This window comes from Pseudomonas sp. Y5-11 (genome assembly GCF_022368695.1).
GTDB classification, from domain to species: Bacteria; Pseudomonadota; Gammaproteobacteria; order Pseudomonadales; family Pseudomonadaceae; genus Aquipseudomonas; species Aquipseudomonas parakoreensis.
The window spans coordinates 4,518,363-4,539,995 of the sequence record NZ_CP058974.1 but is presented as its reverse complement, the minus strand read 5'-3'; the positions used below and the strand labels follow the sequence as shown (position 1 = coordinate 4,539,995).

The 21,633-nt window shown below is 61.2% G+C and carries 19 protein-coding genes; 10 read left to right on the top strand and 9 right to left on the bottom strand.

The features are described from left to right. Positions 1-129: 129 nt before the first annotated feature. Positions 130-1,038, top strand: coding sequence for a glutaminase B (gene glsB, locus HXW87_RS19900; protein WP_027611723.1), 909 nt, complete (start codon positions 130-132; stop codon positions 1,036-1,038). A gap of 113 nt (positions 1,039-1,151) precedes the next feature. After that, complete coding sequence (locus HXW87_RS19895) at positions 1,152-2,654, top strand: aldehyde dehydrogenase family protein (RefSeq protein WP_239777566.1); 1,503 nt, start codon at positions 1,152-1,154, stop codon at positions 2,652-2,654. A gap of 155 nt (positions 2,655-2,809) precedes the next feature. Here HXW87_RS19895 and HXW87_RS19890 read toward each other — a convergent pair whose 3' ends face one another. From HXW87_RS19890 to cynS, 3 genes are all read right to left on the bottom strand, one after another. Continuing rightward, on the bottom strand, positions 2,810-3,469 hold the full coding sequence (locus HXW87_RS19890; RefSeq protein WP_239777565.1) for a carbonic anhydrase: 660 nt from the start codon (positions 3,467-3,469) through the stop codon (positions 2,810-2,812). Positions 3,470-3,481: 12 nt separating this feature from the next. Further along, positions 3,482-3,718 (bottom strand): DUF2790 domain-containing protein, encoded by a 237-nt coding sequence (locus HXW87_RS19885; protein WP_239777564.1) that lies wholly within the window; start codon positions 3,716-3,718, stop codon positions 3,482-3,484. An 82-nt stretch (positions 3,719-3,800) separates the two neighbouring features. Continuing rightward, positions 3,801-4,268 carry a cyanase gene (gene cynS, locus HXW87_RS19880; RefSeq protein ID WP_041073392.1) on the bottom strand — a complete coding sequence of 156 codons (468 nt, stop codon included), beginning with the start codon at positions 4,266-4,268 and terminating at the stop codon, positions 3,801-3,803. Between the two features lie 120 nt (positions 4,269-4,388). Here cynS and cynR point away from each other — a divergent pair, with 120 nt between their 5' ends. Then, the gene (gene cynR, locus HXW87_RS19875; protein ID WP_239777563.1) at positions 4,389-5,273 is read left to right on the top strand and encodes a transcriptional regulator CynR; all 885 of its coding nucleotides are present in this window, start codon (positions 4,389-4,391) and stop codon (positions 5,271-5,273) included. Between the two features lie 153 nt (positions 5,274-5,426). Here the strand turns inward: cynR and HXW87_RS19870 are convergent, their stop codons facing one another. The 3 genes from HXW87_RS19870 to HXW87_RS19860 all read right to left on the bottom strand — a co-directional run bounded on the left by HXW87_RS19870 (position 5,427) and on the right by HXW87_RS19860 (position 8,880). Next, positions 5,427-5,756: a hypothetical protein gene (locus tag HXW87_RS19870; RefSeq protein WP_047293552.1), complete on the bottom strand. Its 330-nt coding sequence runs from the start codon at positions 5,754-5,756 to the stop codon at positions 5,427-5,429. Between the two features lie 511 nt (positions 5,757-6,267). Beyond that, positions 6,268-6,771, bottom strand: coding sequence for a GNAT family N-acetyltransferase (locus HXW87_RS19865; RefSeq protein WP_239777562.1), 504 nt, complete (start codon positions 6,769-6,771; stop codon positions 6,268-6,270). 177 nt (positions 6,772-6,948) lie between these two features. Next, complete coding sequence (locus HXW87_RS19860) at positions 6,949-8,880, bottom strand: DNA topoisomerase III (protein ID WP_239777561.1); 1,932 nt, start codon at positions 8,878-8,880, stop codon at positions 6,949-6,951. Between the two features lie 279 nt (positions 8,881-9,159). Here HXW87_RS19860 and HXW87_RS19855 point away from each other — a divergent pair, with 279 nt between their 5' ends. Next, positions 9,160-10,566, top strand: coding sequence for a serralysin family metalloprotease (locus tag HXW87_RS19855; protein WP_239777560.1), 1,407 nt, complete (start codon positions 9,160-9,162; stop codon positions 10,564-10,566). Positions 10,567-10,794: 228 nt separating this feature from the next. Then, positions 10,795-11,163, top strand: coding sequence for a DUF427 domain-containing protein (locus HXW87_RS19850; RefSeq protein WP_121186046.1), 369 nt, complete (start codon positions 10,795-10,797; stop codon positions 11,161-11,163). Positions 11,164-11,318: 155 nt separating this feature from the next. Here the strand turns inward: HXW87_RS19850 and HXW87_RS19845 are convergent, their stop codons facing one another. Continuing rightward, the gene (locus HXW87_RS19845; protein WP_047293563.1) at positions 11,319-12,941 is read right to left on the bottom strand and encodes an MFS transporter; all 1,623 of its coding nucleotides are present in this window, start codon (positions 12,939-12,941) and stop codon (positions 11,319-11,321) included. Positions 12,942-13,094: 153 nt separating this feature from the next. Continuing rightward, on the bottom strand, positions 13,095-14,741 hold the full coding sequence (locus HXW87_RS19840; RefSeq protein WP_239777559.1) for a GMC family oxidoreductase N-terminal domain-containing protein: 1,647 nt from the start codon (positions 14,739-14,741) through the stop codon (positions 13,095-13,097). A gap of 133 nt (positions 14,742-14,874) precedes the next feature. On the opposite strand from HXW87_RS19840, the gene HXW87_RS19835 reads away from it, so the two are divergent. The 4 genes from HXW87_RS19835 (at position 14,875) to hcnC (ending at position 18,987) form a co-directional block, all read left to right on the top strand. Beyond that, entirely contained in the window at positions 14,875-15,765 is an 891-nt protein-coding gene (locus tag HXW87_RS19835) for a LysR family transcriptional regulator (protein ID WP_047293567.1), read from the top strand. 249 nt (positions 15,766-16,014) lie between these two features. After that, on the top strand, positions 16,015-16,329 hold the full coding sequence (locus tag HXW87_RS19830; protein WP_047293821.1) for a (2Fe-2S)-binding protein: 315 nt from the start codon (positions 16,015-16,017) through the stop codon (positions 16,327-16,329). Beyond that, entirely contained in the window at positions 16,326-17,735 is a 1,410-nt protein-coding gene (hcnB, locus tag HXW87_RS19825) for a cyanide-forming glycine dehydrogenase subunit HcnB (RefSeq protein ID WP_047293569.1), read from the top strand. Before HXW87_RS19830 ends, hcnB begins: the two co-directional genes overlap by 4 nt. Then, positions 17,728-18,987, top strand: a complete 1,260-nt coding sequence (gene hcnC / locus HXW87_RS19820; RefSeq protein ID WP_239777558.1) for a cyanide-forming glycine dehydrogenase subunit HcnC — start codon at positions 17,728-17,730, stop codon at positions 18,985-18,987. Before hcnB ends, hcnC begins: the two co-directional genes overlap by 8 nt. Positions 18,988-19,175: 188 nt before the next feature. On the opposite strand, the gene HXW87_RS19815 is transcribed toward hcnC, so the two are convergent. Beyond that, entirely contained in the window at positions 19,176-20,984 is a 1,809-nt protein-coding gene (locus HXW87_RS19815) for a monovalent cation:proton antiporter-2 (CPA2) family protein (protein ID WP_239777557.1), read from the bottom strand. Between the two features lie 238 nt (positions 20,985-21,222). On the opposite strand from HXW87_RS19815, the gene HXW87_RS19810 reads away from it, so the two are divergent. After that, on the top strand, positions 21,223-21,633 hold a 411-nt coding region (locus HXW87_RS19810; protein WP_239777556.1), incomplete at its 3' end, for a LysR family transcriptional regulator.

The window sequence follows — 21,633 nt, the reverse complement described above, 5'->3', positions numbered from 1 at the left end:
TTTCAAAATCAAGATCAAAAGATCGCAGCCTGCGGCAGCTCCTACAGGGTTTGTGTGATTCCGCAAGCTTGCGCAGCGTCTAGCCCCAGTGTCCCCGCAATCCCATGGGGCGAGACTTCGGAACCCGGCATGCAAGCGCTGTTGAACGAGATTCTTGACGCTGTCCGGCCCCTGATCGGGCAGGGCAAAGTGGCTGACTACATTCCCGCCCTCGGCACCGTGCCGGCCAATCAACTGGGCATCGCCGTGTACGGCAACGACGGCGAAATGTATTGCGCCGGCGATGCCGAGACGCCGTTCTCGGTGCAGAGTATTTCCAAGGTGTTCAGCCTGGTGCAGGCCATCGAGCATTCCGGCGAGGCGATTTGGGAGCGTCTGGGGCACGAGCCGTCCGGCCAGCCGTTCAACTCGCTGGTGCAGCTGGAGTTCGAGCGCGGGCGCCCCCGTAATCCGTTCATCAACGCCGGGGCGCTGGTGATCTGCGACATCAACCAGTCGCGTTTCGCCGCGCCGGCCCTGTCGATGCGTGATTTCGTGCGGCGCCTGTCGGGCAATCCGCAGGTGATCGTCGACGGCAAAGTCGCCGAATCCGAATACCAGCACCGCGCCCGCAACGCGGCCATGGCGTACCTGATGCAATCGTTCGGCAACTTCCACAACGACGTCGAAGCGGTATTGCGCAGCTACTTCAGCCACTGCGCGTTGCGCATGAACTGTATCGACCTGGCGCGGGCGTTCTGCTTCCTCGCCAACGACGGGTTCTGCAAGCACAGCGGCGAACAGATCCTCACCCGTCGCCAGACCCAGCAGGTCAACTCGATCATGGCCACCAGCGGTTTGTACGACGAGGCCGGCAATTTCGCCTATCGCGTCGGCCTGCCGGGCAAGAGCGGGGTCGGCGGCGGGATTGTCGCGGTGGTGCCGGGGCAATTCAGCGTGTGCGTGTGGTCGCCGGAACTCAATGCTGCCGGCAACTCGCTGGCGGGGATGGCGGCGCTGGAGATGCTCAGTTCGCGGATTGGCTGGTCAGTCTTCTGACCCGATCTTTCAAACACTGCAAAACTTTGTGGGAGCTGGTGTTTGTAGAAGGTGTGTTTCAGCGCAGAATCCGCTACATTTTCCGGCCGCCCCTCATATGGTGAATCCGCTTCATGTCTCTTGCGCTCGAACGTCTAGTCGCCGGCACGCCGATCCCTTTCGCTGGTAACCGCGTGACCGTGGTCAGCCCCGAACTGGCGGCGCGGTTTCAGCCCGGTGACCACCTTTTGGTCGAGCAGGTGAGTGGCGAGCTGTTGCTGATTCCTGTGGTCGATCAACAGGCCGCTGCGGTGGCCATCGAACGGGCTGAAGCGGCTTTCACTGCTTTGTCGGCGGTGACCGACCAAGCCATCAGTCGTTTCTTCGATCTGTTCGCCCAACGTCTGGAAACCCCGGAATGCTGGAGCCTGATCGAAGCGGCAAACCTGGCCGACATCGAACGCGCCAAGGCCCGTGGTCGCTCCACTACCCGGCTGCTCGCCGACGAGCGCATGCGCCGTGACATGATCGCCGGTCTGCGCGCCTGGCGGGATGCGCCGGCCACGCGCGGCAAGGTCATCAGCAGCGTCGAACACGACGGCTGGAAAGTCGAACAAGTGGTGTCGCCGCTGGGCATTGTGGCGTTCGTGTTTGAAGGGCGGCCGAACGTGTTCGCCGATGCCGCCGGCGTACTGCGCACTGGCAACACCGCGGTGCTGCGCATCGGCAGCGATGCGTTGGGCACCGCGCAAGCGATCGTCACTCACGCGCTGAACCCGGCGCTGGCCGATGCCGGTCTGCCGGTGGGGGCGGTGTCGCTGGTGGAAAGCGTCAATCACGCCGCCGGTTGGGCGATGTTCGCCGACCGGCGTCTGTCGCTGGCGGTGGCCCGGGGTTCGGGGCGTGCCGTCAGCCAATTGGGCAGCATCGCCCAGCAGGCGGGCACGGCGGTCAGCCTGCACGGCACTGGCGGCGCATGGCTGATTGCCGATCGTGATGCCGATGCCACACGCTTCGCCGCCGTGGTGCGCAACTCGCTGGATCGCAAGGTCTGCAACACGCTGAACGTTTGCCTGATTCAACGCGACCGTGTCGCCGAACTGCTGCCGTTGTTCCTCGATGCGCTCAAACAAGCGGGCACAGCACGCGGGCAGGGCTGCAAACTGCACATCGTCGCCGGCAGTGAAAGCTATCTGCCGGCCGAGTGGCAGAACGCGACGGTCGAGGTCTATCGCGCCGAGGGTTATCAGACTGAGGCCTTGGCCGAGGCGCTGGCGGAATCCGATTTGGGCCGCGAGTGGGAATGGGAAGAAACCCCGGAAGTCAGTCTGATGATCGTCGATGATCTGGATCAGGCGATCGCGCTGTTCAACCGCTACAGCCCGCAGTTCACGGTGTCGCTGATCAGCGAGGATGCGGCGGCCCAGGAGCGTTTCTACAACGCGGTGAACGCGCCGTTTGTGGGCAACGGGATTACCCGTTGGGTCGATGGGCAGTACGCGCTGAACAAGCCGGAACTGGGGCTTTCGAACTGGGAGAGCGGGCGCCTGTTTGCGCGCAGTGCGATTCTTTCGGGGGATGGGGTGTTTACGGTGCGTAGCCGTATGACCCAGATCGACCTCAGCGTAAAACGCTGAAAACGCCTTATCCCGATTGATGCACACCGGCCCTGTGGCGAGGGGATTTATCCCCGATGGGGCGCGAAGCGGCCCCAAGAGACCGGGCCTGCTGCGCAGTCCATCGGGGATAAATCCCCTCGCCACAAGTTCCTCTTCACCTCAGCGGATTTGTATCAGGCGGCTGCGCTGGCGTTTGCCTGAATGGCGCAAGTCGCCGGTTGCTCAGCCAGCGGCACAAACGTACGGCGATCCGCCGCCAGCGCATCGATTGACCCGGTCTCGATGTCATAGACCCAGCCATGCAGGTTCAGCAGGCCTTTTTCCTGGGCCAGGCGCACGCTTGGGTGGGTCTGAATGTTCGCCAGTTGCGCGATCACATTTTCCCGCACCATCGCACTCAATTTCGCCGCGTCATTGGCGTGCGGTCGTGCCTCGTTCACCACTTTCGCCGACTCGGCATGTTGCAGCCAGCCGCTGACGGCGGGCAGGTGATCCATGCATTTGCATTGGGCAATCGCGGTCATCGCGCCGCAATCGGAGTGGCCGCAGATCACGATGTCAGTCACCCCAAGCACCGCCACCGCATATTCCACCGTCGCCGACACCCCGCCCGGATGCGGGCTGTAGGACGGCACGATATTGCCCGCGTTGCGGATCACGAACAGCTCGCCGGGTTCTTGCTGGGTCAGCAGTTCCGGGACGACGCGGCTGTCGGAACAGGTGATGAACAAGGTGCCCGGGGTTTGAGTGGTCGCCAAGTGTTTGAACAGTTCGGTGCGTTGCGGAAACGCCTCGTTCTGGAACTTCAGGAAGCCTTCGATCAGGTTTTTCATGGTGTTGTCCTTTCAGTTCGAACAGCCGGTGCCGAATTCGCTGTATTGAAGAATGTGTTTTGCGCCGTGGCTGTCGAGGTAGGTCATCTCGACCGGTACAACGCCGCAGACGTCGGCGACCGGGGTGATGTTCACGACTTCAGCAATATCCAGCGCCATGCCGTAGCGGTAGGCAATGGCCTCTTCATCAGCCTGGGCCTGGGCGGCGAGGCCGGCGAGCAGGGTCAGGGTCAACAGAATTTTGTGCATGGGGCAGCCTCCAGGCGGATGTGGTGACGACTTGGCAATTCGGGTTTGGATGGGCCCGCACCTCAGGTGCGGGCCGGGTGGATCAGAACGGACGCAGTGGCAGGAACTTGCCGTCGAGGGTGACCACGGCGCGGGAGCCGCCCTCCGGGTCTTCGACTTTCTTGATGTCGAGCTTGAAGTTGATGGCGCTGATGATGCCGTCACCGAACTGCTCGTGGACCAGGGCTTTGAGGGTGGTGCCGTAGATCTGGATCATCTCGTGGAAGCGGTAGATGGTCGGGTCGGTCGGCACGCCGCTGAGGCTGCCGCGCAACGGGATGATCTGCAGGGCGGCAACGGCGTCGGCGTCCAGTTCAAGCTTGGCGCCGACCACTTGCGCGGCGTCTTGCGGCAAAGGGTGCTGGCCGAGCAGGGCAGCGGTGACGTAGGCCAGGCTCAGGCCGGTGTCGTCGGCCAGATCCTGCCACGACAGATTTTTGCGGGCCTTGATGTCGAGAATGCGGGTGGTCAGGGCCAGGCTGGCATCGTTGTAAGCGTGGGACTGTTGCATGGTGTCACTCCTTTCAAGGTTGGCTTGCGGTGTGGGAGCCATCTTCTGCCGATTGATCCATAGCGTCCAAGACCGATATACAATGCTTCGCATAAGTCCTGCCTATAGATGGTGAGCCCGATGCTGTTGCGACATTTGCGTTATCTGCTGGCCGTGGCCGACCACGGCGGATTTACCCGGGCGGCGGAGGCGTTGCACGTGTCGCAGCCGACCTTGTCGCAACAGATCCGCCAACTTGAGGAAACTCTGGGGGTGGCCCTGTTCGATCGCACTTCGCGCACGGTCAAGGCCACCGATGCCGGCGAGGCTTACATTGAGTGTGCGCGGCGGGTGCTGGTGGAGCTGGAGGCGGGCAAGCGGGCATTGCATGACGTGAAGGATCTGTCCCGTGGCAACCTGCGTCTGGCCATGACCCCGACCTTCATGGCGTATCTGGTCGGGCCGTTGGTGCGTGATTTCGCGGCGCGCTACCCGGGTATCCATCTGCAGATTCTCGAGCTGTCGATGGACGATATCGAGGCGGGACTGGCGGACGATTCGCTGGACATCGCGATTGCCTTTACCCCGGTGCGCCACCCCGATCTCGAGTGCATTCCGGCGTTTACCGAAACCCTGGGGATCATGGTCGGGCGCGAGCACCCGCTGTACGACAGCAGCGGGGTACTGACGTCGAGTGACCTTGCACAGCTGGATTTCGCCTTGCTGGCACCGGACTTCATTACCCGGTTATCAATCGATGAATATTTTCGTCAGTTAGGGATCACGCCGCAGGTGCGAATCGAGGTGAACTCGGTGAGCACGTTGCTGGAGGTGGTGCGACATGCGCCGATGGCGACGATGTTGCCCGAGGCGATTGCGACCGAAGACCGCGCGTTGCGTCGCTTGAGCGTCGAGCATGAAGCGCCGCAGCGTGGAGCGGCGTTGTTGCGGCGGCGCAATAATTACCACAGTGCGGCGGCAGTGGCGTTCATGAATCTGGTGCTGGAACTCAATATCCCTCTGTAGGAGCTGCCGAAGGCTGCGATCTTTTGATCTTGATCTAAAAAACAAGATCAAAAGATCGCAGCCTTCGGCAGCTCCTACAGTGCAGTTTCAGGGAGCAATAAAAAGGGCCTGCTTCTTTTGGAAGCAGGCCCTTTTATTGATTGAAGTTGTAACTCAGCAAAACCGGTCAATCACCCGAACTTCATTCTTGTTCTGCATCGAATCCCACGCCTGTTTCAGCGTCTGCAGCACATTGCCGATGAAGTCTTTATCGGCCGCGGCTTTTTTGCCGACATAACCGTGGCCACGGCGGTACATCTTCAGGCGGGCCAGCAGGTTCTGGTTGTTGCGGTCGAATTCTTCTTCACCAGCGTGGGGCGACAGGCAGTCGATATGCACCTGACCCGACTTGCTGATCCAGAGAATGTGGCTGTCGTGGCTGTCTTTTTGCGCCGCGAACATACGAGCCAGTTCTTCGATAGTAGGTTGATTGTTCAGATTCATGATGTTTGCCCCTTGACCAGTCTGGTGATCTTTCAAAGTTGATTCGCTAATACAGGTAGCCCATCGGTTAGTTGATCCCTGGCACCGAAACCAGGACGTCAGCGGTCGCCCGTGAGAAGTACGGGGTCATGCGTCTGTTGCATGTAGTCGTGTTGAATAACTGCTACGCAATAGCGTCACAACGAGGAGAAGCAGCGAAAACCGGGAGGCTCCTTGACGACGTTTTCAGGGTCGACCACAAGCATCTTGAGAATTTTCGCCAGCGCTTCTCGTCCTTGTACTGGACGTTCAGGCCAGGTCAGCTTCTTCAATCTGCCTTGTGGGCAGCGTGTATCCGGAAAAAACAACTCGGCGGTCAGACGAGTTTGCTCAAGCGTGTTACCGATGTTCCCGATCGGGGAACGTCTTCATCATGCAAAAGCAAAACGACGCCGTCAACGGTTTTGTAGTGATTATTTTTGATCACTACATATTGTCGGACAAAGCTGTTTTGGAATGAGAAAAGTTCCGTTCAGGCAACGGACGCGGGGCTGTGAAAGATGTAGAAGGTGCAGGGATAACTGTCGACCGAACGCTGCTGGCGGACGAACTCACCACCGCTCAATTTGGGGATCAACCGGGCCCAGAAGTGCCGTGCAGGCAGGTTGGCGTCGATATGAAAAATCTGCCACTGACCGGGCAAACGACTCAAGAGGGCAGAGACGACAAACTGCGCGACGCCTTGGCCACGGAAGCGTCGGGTGAGGAAGAGGTAGCTGATGTTGTATTCAGTGCCGTCGATGCGGGTGTCATTGTCGACGATCACGAACCCGGCCAGTTCGCCGTCGATGCGGATCAGGAAAGGTTGGGTAGCTGGATTGCGCCAGTAGTCGTCTTTCGGCTGAATACTGAAGAAGCCATGTTCGCCGAGTTTCAGTGGTAGCCATTGGCTGAAGTCGTACATGTAGAACTGCATCAGGTTTTCGATGGTTTGCAGTTCGTCGCGGTGGGCGGGGTGCAGTTCGATGGTGGGCATTGGGGAAACTCCTGAAGATTGCGGCTTCAGTATTGTCGAATCATACCTTGTGGCGAGGGGATTTATCCCCGATGGGCTGCGCAGCAGTCCTCTGGTTTAAGTAAAAGCTGGGGCCGCTTCGCAGCCCATCGGGGATAAATCCCCTCACCACAGAGTCCCCCACCACAGGACTGATCATTACTTCGCTGTGCGTTTGGCTGCCCCGGCGGTTTTACCGCGCGTCGATTTACGCTTTTTTTTCCACGGCGCGGCAGCCTTGCCGGCCGGTGGCGGGCCGCTGATGGTCAGGTTCAGGGCCGAACAGCGGGTGATCTGCTTGCTCATCCACGCCGCCTGTTTGGTGACGAACTCTTCCAGACTCATCTCGCCGCTCTGCACCATGTCCAGCGCCTGCTCCCAGATGGCGGTGGTGCCGGGATCGGCAATCGCCCGCGGTACGGCGTCGATCAGGCTGAAGGCCGGCGGGGTCGCGGCCAGCGCCTTGCCGTTCTTCACCAGATAACCACGATCCAGCAGGCCCTGAATGATCGAGGCGCGCGTGGCTTCGGTGCCGATGCCGGTGGTGTCCTTGAGTTTCTGTTTGAGCAGCGGATCTTCCACCAGTCTGGCGACGTTCTTCATCGCCTTGATCAGATCGCCTTCGGTGTAGGGTTTCGGCGGCTGCGTCCAGAGGTCCTTGAGGTTCACGCCGGCCACGGCGCAATCGATACCCTGGCTTAGCGCCGGAAGCGTTTGTGGGGCTGGCGCTTCACGGCCCTTGGCCGGGGCGAGGGCTTCAGGTAGGGCACGTTTCCAGCCCGGTTCGATGATCTGCTTGCCGACCGCGCGCAACGCTTCACCAGCGCAATCGAAATCGGCCTGGGTGCGATCGTATTCGTGGTTAGGCAGGAATTGCGCCAGATAACGCGCGCGAATCAGGGTATAGACCGCCCGGTGTTTGCCGCTCAGGCGTTCGAGATTGTTCGCCGCCGCTGTGGGGATGATGCCGTGGTGGGCGCTGACCTTGGCGTCGTTCCACGCCCGGGAGCGGCGCTGCGGGTCGAGGTGACCGTTCAGCGCGTCAAGGCTCGGGTCGGCCTGACGCAGTGCCGCAAGTATCCCCGGCGCTTCGCTGTGCTGGCTCAGCGGCAGAAAGCCGCAATCGCTGCGCGGGTAGGTGATGACCTTGTAGGTTTCGTAGAGCGCCTGGGCGATGTCGAGGGTTTCCTGGGCGCCGAGACCGAGTTTCTTCGAGCAGACTTCCTGCAGGGTGCCCAGATCGAAAGGCAGCGGTGCCACTTCACGCATGCGCTCGGTGCGTAGCTTCATCACCCGCGCAGTGGCGGCATTGCTGATTGCCGCCGCCGCTTGTTGCGCCAGTGCCTGATTCAGACAGCGATCCTGATCGTCGCAAACGTTGCTGGGCGCACGCCATTGCGCAGTGAACCGCGTGCCGTCGTGCAGCAGTTGCACATCGATCGCCCAATACGGCACCGGGACGAAATCGGCGATGCTGCGGTCGCGATCCACCACCAGTCGCAGCGTCGGCGTTTGTACCCGACCGACCGGCAGCACGCCCTGATAGCCGGACTGCCGGCCCAATAGAGTGAACAGGCGGCTCATGTTCATGCCGATCAGCCAGTCCGCCCGCGAGCGACCCAGCGCCGAGTGATACAGGCTGAAGGTTTCCGCTCCCGGCTTCAGCGCGGCCAGAGCCTTGCGAATTGACGCCTCGTCCAGCGCCGACAGCCACAAGCGCCGGATCGGCCCGCGATAGCGGCAGTGCTCGACCAGTTCCCGGGCAATCATCTCGCCCTCACGGTCGGCGTCGGTGGCGATGATCAGCTCGCTGGCCTCGCCGAGCAGGCGCTTGACCGCCTTGTACTGGCTGGCGGTGCGCGGCTTGACGGTCATTTTCCACTTGTCCGGGATGATCGGCAGATCCGCCAGTACCCAGCGTTTGTAGCGCGCGTCGTAGGCATCCGGCGGCGCGGTTTCCAGCAGATGGCCGATGCACCAGGTCACTGTGACGTTCGTCCCCAGCCAGCAGCCGTCGCCGCGACGCCTGGCGCCCAGCACGGCCGCGATGTCTTTGGCCTGGGAAGGTTTTTCACAGAGGTACAGCTGCATAACCACCGTCGTCGATCAGTTCACTGGGGGTGCACAGAATGGCCGCAGTTGGCGCTCGGGGCAACTTTTATCTGTATGGATATACAGATCAAAACATTGCCGGAGATGACCGGTATTACCGGGACGTCGCGAGCGGCTATCGATAAATCGATTGGCAAGGCAGTTGACGCCCGTGTCAGGTTCACCGGGCTTCTCAGAAACGCGAGTGACCGGGCGATCTCGCTAGTGGATCGCTGTGCTCGACGCGTACTGCCAACTCTGAAACAAGGAAGTCCCACCATGGCTCAAGCCAAAGCGAAAACCAGCAGCGCCTATGACGAAGTGAACGCCTTCAGCCACCTGTACGACCGTGGCGTCGGCCTGGTGAACGGCAAACCGTCGTTCACTGCCGACCAGGCGGCCGACGAAATCCTGCGCAAAAACCTGTCGTGGCACGACAAGAACGGCGACGGCAAAATCTCCCTGACTTACACCTTCCTGACCGAGAAACCGGCGAACTACAACCCGAACCTCGGCAATTTCAGCCAGTTCAGTGCTCAACAAAAGGCTCAGGCCGTGCTGTCGATGCAATCCTGGGCCGACGTGGCCAAGGTGACCTTCACCGAGGGCAAGGGCGGCGACGGCCACATGACCTTCGGCAACTACGACGTCAGCACTGGCGGTGCGGCGTTCGCTTACCTGCCGAGCGGTGGCAGCTACGATGGCCAGTCGTGGTACCTGATCAACAACCAGTATCAGGTCAACAAGACCCCGGACACCAACAACTACGGGCGTCAGACCCTGACCCACGAGATCGGCCATACCCTTGGCCTGTCGCACCCGGGCGCCTATAACGCCGGCAACGGCAACCCGACCTACAACGACGCCAAATACGCCGAAGACACCCGTGGCTACAGCCTGATGAGCTACTGGAGCGAAGCCAACACCGACCAGAACTTCAGCAAGGACGGCAGCGGCGCCTACGCCTCGGCACCGCTGCTGGACGATATCGTCGCCGTGCAAAAACTCTACGGCGCCAACTATGAGACTCGCGCCGATAACACCACCTACGGTTTCGGCTCCAATACCGGGCGCGATTACTACAGCGCCACCTCGGCGTCGTCGAAGCTGGTGTTCTCGGTGTGGGACGGTGGCGGCGATGACACGCTGAACTTCTCCGGCTTCACCCAGAACCAGAAAATCAACCTCAATGAAGGCTCGTTCTCCGATGTCGGAGGGCTGGTCGGTAACGTGTCGATCGCCTATGGCGTGACCGTGGAAAACGCCGTTGGCGGTTCCGGCAATGACCTGCTGATCGGTAACTCGGCCGTCAACCATCTGTTCGGCGGGGCCGGCAGCGACATCCTTTACGGCGGTGGCGGCGCGGATGTGCTGTGGGGCGGCGAGGGTGCGGACACCTTCGTGTTCGGTGCGGCCAGTGACTCGACCAACAACCAGCCGGACTGGATCATGGATTTCAAAAGCGGCGTGGACAAGATCGACCTCTCGGGCATCGCCGGTTTCGCCACGGGCGCGGCCACGCTGAACTTCGTCAGCGGTTTCACCGGCCATGCGGGCGATGCAATCCTGACTTATTACGCGCAGAGTGGTCAGACCGGGCTGCTGATCGATCTGACGGGGCAGGGTGAGGTGGACTTTGCCGTCGGTGTGGTGGGGCAGGCGCTGGCGACGGATATCGTGGTTTGAGCTGATCCTGACTGACACCGATTCAGGGCAACTATCGTCCTGTGGCGAGGGAGCTTGTCGAATCGTCGCACCGTCCCGCTCGGCGGCGAAGCCGTCGCAAACTCGGAAATCGCGTTATACCTGACACACGCGATTCCCGGATTCAGGGCTGCTACGCAGCCCAGCGGGACGGTGCGACGATTCGACAAGCTCCCTCGCCACAGTTCATTTGTCCCTGGAGAACCCCCCATGAGCACCACCGGCCTCAACCCCGTCATTACCCTCGAAGAGCTTCCCGGTTGCCTGCTGGTGAAATTCCACGGCATCCAGGTCGCGGCGTCCTCGCATGTGCTGGTTCTTCATGAGGCCAATTACCCGCCGGTGTACTACGTGCCCCGCGAGGACATCGACGAAAAATACTTCGCCCGCACCGACCACACCAGTTATTGCCCGTACAAGGGCGACGCCAATTACTTCAGCTTGCAAATACCGGGGCATGAGGCGGCGAATGCGGTGTGGACGTATGAGAAACCGAAAATCTCGGTCGAGCAGATCAAGGACTATGTGGCGTTTTATCCGGATCAGGTGAAGTTCGAGGTGATCAAGGCGGATGCTTAGTTCCTGGAAGAAGAGATTCAATTGTGGCGAGGGGATTTATCCCCGATGGACTACGTAGTAGTCCCATTTTTCACGGGGGCGCACGCACCCCATCGGGGATAAATCCCCTCGCCACAGGTTTTTTTCACCCAAGGATCATGTGTGCAGGTTCAGATTCAGTTCTTGTCCAGATCGATATTCTTCGTCTCCCGCAGACAAATCATTCCCACCACCAGGCTCACCCCGGTAATCAGCACCGGGTACCACAGCCCATAGAAAATATCCCCGGTGTACACCACCAGCGCGAACGACACCGTTGGCAGGAAACCGCCGAACCAGCCGTTGCCGATGTGATACGGCAGGGACATCGAGGTGTAGCGGATGCGCGTCGGGAACAGTTCGACCATCAGCGCCGCCAGCGGGCCGTAGCACATGGCCGAGATGATGATCAGTGCGACGATCAGTGCCACGATCATCGGTTTGTTGATCTGCTGCAGGTCGGCCTGTTGCGGGTAACCGGCGAGGGTGACGGCGCCGCGCAGGGCCGATTCGTCATAGCCGTCGATCTTCACGTCGCCGATGCTCACCTGCACGCCGCTGCCGGCCGGCGCTGCGGCGCTGGTGTAGGGCAGGCCTTGCTTGACCAGGAAGGTCTTGACCTTGTCGCACGGGCTGTCGAATTTGGCCTTGCCCACCGGGTCGAACTGAAAGGTGCAGGTTGCTGGGTCCGCCAGCACGGTGATCGGCGCCTGACGGCTGGCCTGATCGATTGCCGGATTGGCGTAGTGGGCGAGGGATTTGAAAATCGGGAAGTACAGCGCCGTCGCCAGCAGCAAACCGAGCATCAACACCGGTTTGCGTCCGACCTTGTCCGACAGCCAGCCGAAAATGATGAAGAACGGCGCACCGATGACCACGCTGATGATCAGCAGGCTGTTGGCAACGGCCGGGTCCATTTTCAGAAACTGGGTCAGGAAGAACAGCACGTAGAACTGCGCGGCATAAAAGGTCACCGCTTGCCCGGCATTGATGCTGAACAGCGCGATCAGTACGACTTTGAGGTTCTCCCATTGGCCGAACGATTCGCGGATCGGCGCCTTCGACGCTTTGCCTTGCTCTTTCATTTTCAGGTACGCCGGCGATTCGTGCAGGCTCAGGCGGATCCAGGTGGAAATGCCCAGCAGCACGATCGACAGCAGGAACGGAATACGCCAGCCCCAGACTTCAAACTGGTCACCGGTGAAGTACCGGCAACCGAGCACCACCAGCAGTGACAGCAGCAGACCGAGGGTCGCGGTGGATTGAATCCAGCTGGTGTGGAAACCGCGCTTGCCGATGGGCGCGTGTTCCGCCACGTAGGTCGCGGCGCCGCCGTATTCACCTCCCAGCGCCAGGCCCTGGAGCATGCGCAGCACCACCAGAATGATCGGCGCGGCGATGCCGATGCTGGCGTAGTTCGGCAGCAGACCGACACAGAACGTGGCGATGCCCATCAGGACGATGGTCGCGAGGAAGGTGTATTTGCGCCCGATCATGTCCCCCAACCGACCGAACACCAGCGCCCCGAACGGCCGCACGATAAACCCGGCGGCGAAGGCCATCAGCGCGAAGATGAACGCCGTGGTGTCGTTGACGCCGGCGAAAAACTGCTTGCTGATCACCGCCGCCAGGGCGCCGTAGAGGAAGAAGTCATACCACTCGAACACCGTCCCCAGGGACGAGGCGAAGATGACTTTCTGTGTGGCATTGCTGGTGCTGGCGCCGCTCGCGGCATCCAGCGGCTGAGCGTGTTCTGACATATCGGTATCCCTCACAGTGATTGTTTTTGTTGTTCCACTGGTGTTGCGCGCTGCCTTGAACGAATTACACGGCCCCCTGTAGGAGCTGCCGCAGGCTGCGATCTTTTGATCTTGTAAAAGCCAAAGGCAAAAGATCGCAGCCTGCGGCAGCTCCTACAGGGTGTGGGCCAGTTCGGGAGTGGGTGTGCAGGTCCTGATCGGTGGGTTGAGGATCATCTGCGCCGCCTTCTCGGCAATCATCAGCGTAGGCGAACAGGTATTGCCCGAGGTGATGCGCGGCATGATCGAGGCGTCGGCGATGCGCAGGCCGGGTACGCCATGCACGCGCAGTTGCGCATCGACCACCGCGTCAGCGTCATTGCCCATGCGGCAGGTGCCGACGGGGTGGAAGATCGTCGTGCCGATTCGCGCCGCCGCTTCGTGCAGTTGCGCCTCGCTCTGCAGGCTGTCGCCGGGCAGATACTCCACCGGTTTGAATGCCTGCAGGGCCGGGGCGCTGACGATGCGGCGGGTCAGGCGGATCGCATCGGCGGCCACGCGCAAATCTTCGGGATGGCTGAGGTAGTTCGGTTGAATCAGCGGCGCGTCCTGAGGATTCGTCGAACGGATGTCGATCCGCCCACGGCTCTGCGGACGCAGATCACAGACCGACGCAGTGAACGCCGGGAAACCGTGCAGCGGCTCGCCAAAGCGCTCCAGCGACAGCGGTTGCACGTGGTATTCAAGGTTGGCGGAAGTCTGCTCCGGCCCGGAGCGGGCAAATGCGCCCAACTGACTCGGCGCCATCGACAGCGGCCCGCTGCGGTCATACAGGTAACGCAGGCCCATGCCCATCTTGCCCCACAGGCTGCCGGCGATCTGATTCAACGTGCGGGCGTTTTGCAGTTTGTAGATCAGGCGCAATTGCAGGTGATCCTGCAGGTTGCCGCCAACCCCCGGCAGCTCATGAATCACGCCGATGCCGAGGTGTTCCAGCAACGGCCGCGGGCCGATTCCGGAGCGCTGCAGAATGCTCGGGGAACCGACGGCACCGGCGCAGAGGATGATTTCCTTGCGCGCCTTGAAACTTTTCACCTGGCCTTCGTGACGCGCGCTGACTTTGCAAGCACGGCCGTTTTCCAGCAGCACCCGATCCACTTCAACCCCGGTCAGCACCGTCAGATTGGCCCGCTCGCGAATCGGTTTGAGAAATGCTTTCGCCGCGTTCCAGCGCACCCCGGCCTTCTGGTTGACCTGAAAGTAGCCGCAACCCTCGTTGTCGCCCTGGTTGAAGTCGTCGATGCTGGCGATGCCGCTCTGCTGCGCGGCGCTGCGAAACGCGTCGAGAATCGGCCATGACAACCGCTGTTGCTCAACCCGCCATTCACCCGTGGCACCGTGAAATTCAGCGGCGCCGGCAAAGTGGTTTTCGCTCTGTTTGAACAGTGGCAGCACGTCGTTCCAGGCCCAGCCCGGATTGCCCTCGGCCGCCCAGCCGTCATAGTCGCCGGCCTGGCCGCGCATGTAGATCATGCCGTTGATGGAGGAGCAGCCACCGAGCACTTTGCCGCGCGGGTAACTCAGGCTGCGACCCTGCAGGCCGGGTTGGGCTTCGGTCTTGAAGCACCAGTCGGTGCGTGGGTTGCCAATGCAGAACAGATAGCCGACCGGGATGTGAATCCACGCATAGTTGTCGCGTCCGCCGGCTTCGAGCAGCAACACCCGCTGCTGCTTGTCTGCCGACAATCGATTGGCCAGCAGGCACCCGGCAGGTCCGGCACCGACCACGATGTAGTCGTATTCATCAAGGGAAGTCTGCATTCCCTGACCTCGCTTTTTGTTTTTATTGTCCGACACTCTAGTTGTCAGCTTTCGTTAAAAGAATGTTAGTTTTTACCCAGCCGCTGTGCGTTTTCGAACAGCCTGGCTTGACCCTGGCTGACAAGGACACCCCATGTTCGACTGGAACGACCTGCGGTTTTTTCTGGAGTTGCAACGCAGCGGCCGCCTGCTCACGGCCGCCCGACGCCTGAACACCACTCACGCCACCGTCGCCAGGCACATTGAGGCCATCGAACGGAGCCTCGGCACCGCACTGTTCGTCCAGCATGCCCAAGGCTACGAAATGACCCCGGCGGGGGAGGCGCTGCTCAAGCACGCCGAAGCCATGGAAAACGTCGCACTATTGGCCCAGGAAGAGATCACCCAATCCACCGCGCCGCTGGGCAAGATCCGCGTCGGCGTCACCGAAGGGCTGGGTATCAAATTTCTCGCCAGCCGCATGATCGGCCTGTTCGAACGCTATCCCGGCCTGGAGGTGGAGCTGGTGGCCGTGCCGCGGTTCGTCAGCATCCTCAACCGCGAGGCGGAAATCAGCATCCACCTCGAACGCCCGGCTGCCGACATGCTGGTCACGCGCAAGCTCACTGACTATCGGTTGGCGCTCTACGCCAGTCAGGCCTACCTCGACAAGGCACCGCCGCTACAGAGTCGCGAAGACCTCGCCCGGCATGCGTGGATCGGCTATGTGGATGATCTGCTGTTCAGCCAGGAACTGATGTTTCTCAACAGTTTCTGTCGCAGCCCGCGCGTTGTATTTCACAGCACCAGCGTGATCGCCCAGCAGGAGGCGGCGCGCTCGGGCCTGGGGATTGCTGTGTTGCCCTGCTATATGGCGGCGTCGGATCCGGATCTGCGCCTGTTGCTGCCGGATGAGCGCATTGAGCGCAGTTACTGGATCAGCACCCGGCGCGAGCTGCACAAATCGGTGCGGCTGCGGGTGGTCTGGGATTATGTGGTGGGGCTGTGCGAGGCGGAGCAGGGGCTGCTCACCGGCAAACACTGACACCTCAAGGTTTTTCAGCCGGCTCGAGATTTCACCGATCTGGATCAATATTTCCCTTTGAAATATCACCTAACTTAAAAGATCCAGGCCCTTGTTGCGGTATCGACTACAGTGCTCCGGTGCGCAATTTGCTGCGCTCATGGAGTCGCCCGGCAGCCCCCACCAACAATCACAACGGGTCGCCAGGCAGAGTGCAGCAAGGAGCTGACGTAGAACTCCCCCTGAAACTTTTCACGGATGAACATCGTAATGCACTGCCTCGAACGCACCTTTGATATCCAGCCCCTGACCCAGGCGGATATGACTGTCCACATCAACGGCCAACCGGTTAGCGCGGCCATCGGTGAAACGGTCCTCAGCGTTATCCAGTCCCTCGGTGTGCGCCAGGTCGCACGCAACGATCATGACCAGATCAGCGGCGCCTATTGCGGCATGGGCGTGTGCCAGTGCTGCCTGGTGAAAATCAACGGTCGGCACAAGCGCCGAGCCTGCCAGACGGTGGTGCGCGACGGAATGCGGATTGAAACCCGGGTCAACCGCATCAACGAGCAGGAGGTCGTATGAGCCTGCAACCGGTGATCGTCGGCGGTGGTCCGGCGGGGATGGCGGCGGCCATCGAACTGGCGCGCCATGGTGTGCGCTGCACCTTGCTCGAAGAGGCTTCGCGCCTCGGTGGGGTGGTCTATCGCGGGCCGTTGCGTGACGGCGTGCAACTGGATTACCTCGGGCCACGTTATTCCGAAGCCCTGAGCAAACTGCACGGTGATTTTCAGCAACAGGCCGGGCTGATTGACGTGCGCCTGAATCATCGCGTGGTTGGCGCCGAAGGCACCCGTGCCCTGGTGGTGCTGGATGGCGATGAGCAGCTGCATGAGATCGATTATCCGCAATTGCTGCTGGCCGCCGGTTGTCACGAACGCAGCGTGCCGTTTCCCGGCTGGACCCTGCCGGGGGTGATCATGCTCGGCGGCCTGCAACTGCAAATCAAAAGTGGCGTGGTCAAGCCGCAGGGGCCGGTGGTCATCGCCGGTACCGGGCCGTTGCTGCCGCTGGTGGCAACGCAGCTGCACGCGTCTGGCGTCAAGGTCGCGGGCGTGTACGAAGCCTGCGCCTTCGGCAAGATCGCCCGCGAAAGCCTGGCGTTGCTGAACAAGCCGCAGCTGTTCCTCGATGGTTTGAGCATGCTCGCTTACCTGAAACTGCACGGCATCCCGATGAACTACGGCTGGGGCGTGGTCGAAGCTCACGGCGACGGCGAGCTGAAAAGCGTCAGCGTGGCACCGTACTCGGCCACCTGGGAGCCGGACCTGACACGCATCGAGCGCTTCGAAGCCCAGACCCTGGCGGTCGGTTACGGTTTTATCCCGCGCACCCAGCTCAGTCAGCAGATGGGCCTCGACCACGGTTTCAGCGACGACGGTTACCTGCGCGCCAATGCCAACAGCTGGCAACAAAGCAACGAGCCGCATGTGCACCTGGCCGGTGACATGGGCGGCATTCGCGGCGGTGAAGCAGCGATGCTCGCCGGCAGAATCGCTGCCACTTCGATCCTGCTGCAACGCGGGATTATCGAAGAGGATCTGGCACGGGTACGCCGCGACCGCTACTTGGGCAAACTCAAATCCATCGTGCGCTTCCGCGCGGCTGTTGATCGCTACACCGAACGTGGTGTCGGCCAGACCGCCTTGCCGGCTGCCGATACGGTGATCTGCCGCTGTGAACATGCGACCCGCGCGGACATTGATCTGGCGCTGGAGCAAGGCGTGCAGGACATCGCCAGCCTGAAGATGCGCACCCGCGTCAGCATGGGCGATTGTCAGGGCCGGATGTGCGTCGGCTACTGCAGCGATCGCCTGCGCCAGGCGACCGGGCGCAAGGACGTTGGCTGGTTGCGTCCGCGTTTCCCGATCGATCCGATTCCTTTTTCCGCGTTCCAGTCCGGCGGCACGGAGGCCGTTTCCCATGAGTAAGTTCTATGACGTGATCATTGCTGGCGGCGGCGTGATCGGGGCGTCCTGCGCCTATCAATTGTCCAAGCGCGAGAACCTCAAGGTGGCGTTGATCGACGCCAAACGCCCGGGCAACGCAACCCGCGCTTCGGCCGGCGGCTTGTGGGCCATCGGCGAGTCGGTGGGGCTGGGCTGCGGAGTGATTTTCTTCCGGATGATGTCGGCCAACCGCAAACGCGAAACCCAGGGCGCGGCCGTCGCGGTGGACGCCAGCACGCCGCATATCCTGCCGGAGTCGCTCTTCGATTTCGCCTTGCAGTCCAACGCGCTGTACCCGGCGTTGCATCGCGAGTTGAAGGACAAGCACGGGATGGATTTCAAGTTTGAAAAGACCGGACTGAAGTTCGTCATTTATGACGACGAAGACCGGCTCTACGCCGAGCACATTGTCAGCTGCATTCCGCATCTGGCCGATCAGGTGCGCTGGCTTGATCAGGCTGCATTGCGCGAAGCCGAGCCGAGCGTCAGCCATGAGGCTCGGGGCGCGCTGGAGTTTCTCTGCGACCACCAGGTCAGCCCGTTCCGTCTCGCCGATGCCTACATGGAAGGTGCGCGGCAGAACGGCGTCGACATCTTCGTCAATACCAACGTCACTGGCGTGTTGCACCACGGCAGCCGCGTGACCGGCGTGCAGACGGCCGAAGAGGGCGTGTTCCACTGCAAAACCCTGATCAACGCCGGCGGCGCCTGGGCGGCGGATTTGAGCGAATGGGCCACCGGTGTGCGGATTCCGGTGAAGCCGGTCAAGGGCCAGATCCTGCTGACCGAACGCATGCCGAAGATCCTCAACGGCTGCCTGACCACCAGCGACTGCTATGTGGCGCAGAAGGACAACGGCGAGATCCTGATCGGCAGCACCACCGAAGACAAAGGCTTCGACGTCACCACCACCTACCCGGAAATCGCCGGACTGGTGCAGGGCGCGGTGCGCTGCCTGCCGGAACTCAAGGACGTCAACCTCAAGCGCACCTGGGCCGGATTGCGTCCGGGGTCGCCGGATGAGCTGCCGATCCTCGGGCCGATGCGTGGGGTGGAAGGGTATCTGAATGCCTGCGGACACTTCCGCACCGGCATCCTGACCTCGGCGATTACCGGGGTGCTGCTGGACAAACTGGTCAACCAGGAAGCACTGCCGCTGGATATCACACCGTTCCTCGCGGAACGGTTTGAGGTGGCGCCGGTCAAGCAAGAACGGGAATTAGAGCTGGCCTGATCCAATCCCCTGCAGGAGCTGCCGCAGGCTGCGATCTTTTGATTTTGTTTTTTTAAGATCAAGATCAAAAGATCGCAGCCTGCGGCAGCTCCTACAGGGTTTTCGGTCGTTCACAAAACCTGTGGGAGCGGGCTTGCCCGCGAAGGCGTCAGTGCTGTCGGCCTGAAGTTTGGATCTGTGCAAGGAGGTCAGGCCTTGCGCGCTTCCTCTTCCAGTTGATCCGATTCGAACAGCCGCGCCAGTTCCGCGCGGGCTTCCTGAGCGGTCTGCAGGACTTTGGCCGCGTCGTCGTAGACCGCGTGCTGGGCTTCCAGCACCTGTTCGTCATGGTGTTTGAAACGCTTGATCCGCGCATCGGCCTGGGCCTGGGTCAGACCGAGGCCGACCAGGGTACGGCGGCTCATTTCCAGACTGGAGTAATAGGTCTCACGAATCGGCTCGGCGCCGACATCCACCAGGCGGTGCACGTGCTGACGGTTACGTGCGCGGGCGATGATCTTCATGTGCGGATACAGCTTGCGCACGATCTCGGCGGTCTTGATGTTGGTTTCCGGATCGTCCGTGGCAATCACGAAGTATTCCGCCTCGCCAACCTTTGCCGCATTGAGGATTTCCGGGCGCATCGGGTCGCCATAGAACACCGGTACGCCGCCAAAACTGCGCGACAGTTCGATGGTTTCCACTGAAGTGTCGAGGGCGACGAACTTGATGTTCTGCGCTCGCAGAATCCGCGCCACGATCTGGCCCATCCGGCCCATGCCGGCAATCACCACGCGCGGTGCTTCGGTGTCGATTTCGCGGAATTTTTCCGGTACTTCCACCGGCTGCACTTTGGGGCTGACCAGCCGCGCACAGATCAACAGCAGCAACGGCGTCAACGCCATCGACAGAGTGATAGTGAGCACCAGCAGGTCATACAGGCGCGGTTCGAACAGGCCCTGATCGCGCCCGATCTTGAACACCACAAAGGCAAATTCACCGCCGGCGGCGAGCACGATGCCCAGGCGAATTGCACTGACCTTGGTCAGCCCACCGGCCAGACGCCCGACCACAAACAGCAGCGGCAACTTCAAGCCGATCAGCAGCAGCGTCAGCCCAAGCACCGTGATGGGGGCGCTGAGCAGCAGGCCGAGATTGGCGCCCATGCCGACGCTGATGAAAAACAGCCCGAGCAGCAAGCCCTTGAACGGCTCGATCTGCGCTTCCAGTTCATGCCGATATTCGGAGTCCGCCAGCAACAGGCCGGCGAGGAAAGCCCCGAGGGCCATCGACACGCCGACCAGATCCATCAGCCACGCCGTGCCGATCACCACCAGCAATGCGGTGGCGGTAGACACTTCCGGCAGACCGGTTTTCGCCACCACGCGGAACACCGGACGCAACAGATAACGCCCGCCGACCACCACCACGGCGATCCCGCCGAGTACTTGCAAACCGTGATTCAGGCTTTCCGCGTTGCTGGTGGCATGCGCGCTGCCGGCGAGCATCGGCACCAGCGCGATCAACGGGATCGCGGCGATGTCCTGAAACAGCAGAATGGCAAACGCCAGCCGCCCGTGCGGGCTGGTGAGTTCCTTGCGCTCGGCCAGGCTCTGCAGGCCGAATGCGGTGGACGACAGCGCCAGGCCAAGGCCGAGGACAATTGCACTGTTCAGCGGCTGACCGAACACATACAACGCCAGCACGCCGATTACTGCCGCTGTCAGCAGCACCTGCGCCAGGCCCACGCCAAACACCGATTTGCGCATCACCCACAAGCGCCGTGGCGACAGTTCCAGGCCGATGATGAACAACAGCAGCACCACGCCCAGTTCGGAAATATGCGCGACGCTCTGCGGATTACCGATCAGACCGAGTACCGACGGGCCAATGATCACCCCCGCCAACAGATAACCGAGCACCGCGCCCAGTTGCAGACGTTTGGCCAAGGGCACGGTGAGCACTGCGGCGAACAGAAACACGACAGCGGCTTGTAACAGGTTGCCTTCATGGGGCATGGGTTGACTCCTGACAGCGGTACGGCGGGGGGTGACAAGGATAAAGGCTGAAACGATTCAAGATCCATCGAAGATCCGCTGTAGGAGCTGCCGCAGGCTGCGATCTTTTGATCTTAATTCCGGAGATCAAAAGATCGAAGCCTGCGGCAGCTCCTACAGGGTCCAGTGTAAGTCTGTAATAATTTGCATCAAATAGTTACATTGATAGCCTTCGCGAATCAGTCTTTCCGAGTCCGCCATGGCCATCAACTTCGACCTCAACGACCTGCAAGCCTTTCGCGCCGTGGTCGAACAGGGCAGCTTTCGCAAGGCCGCCGACACCGTGCGCCTGTCACAACCGGCCTTGAGCCGTCGCATCGAAAAGCTTGAGGACGCCCTCGGCGTAAAACTGTTCGAACGCACCACGCGCAAAGTCAGCCTGACTCAGGCCGGGCGCGGCTTCATGCCCAGCGTCGAGCGTTTGCTGGATGATCTGGATGTGGCGTTGCTGGGCATCAGCGAAGTCGCTTCGACGCGAATGGGCCACGTCACCGTGGCCTGCGTGCCGTCGGCGGCCTACTACTTCATGCCGCGCGTGGTCGCCCGTTATCACCGGCAATTCCCGCGCATCAAGGTCAAAGTCCTCGATTCCAGCGCCCACGACGTGCTC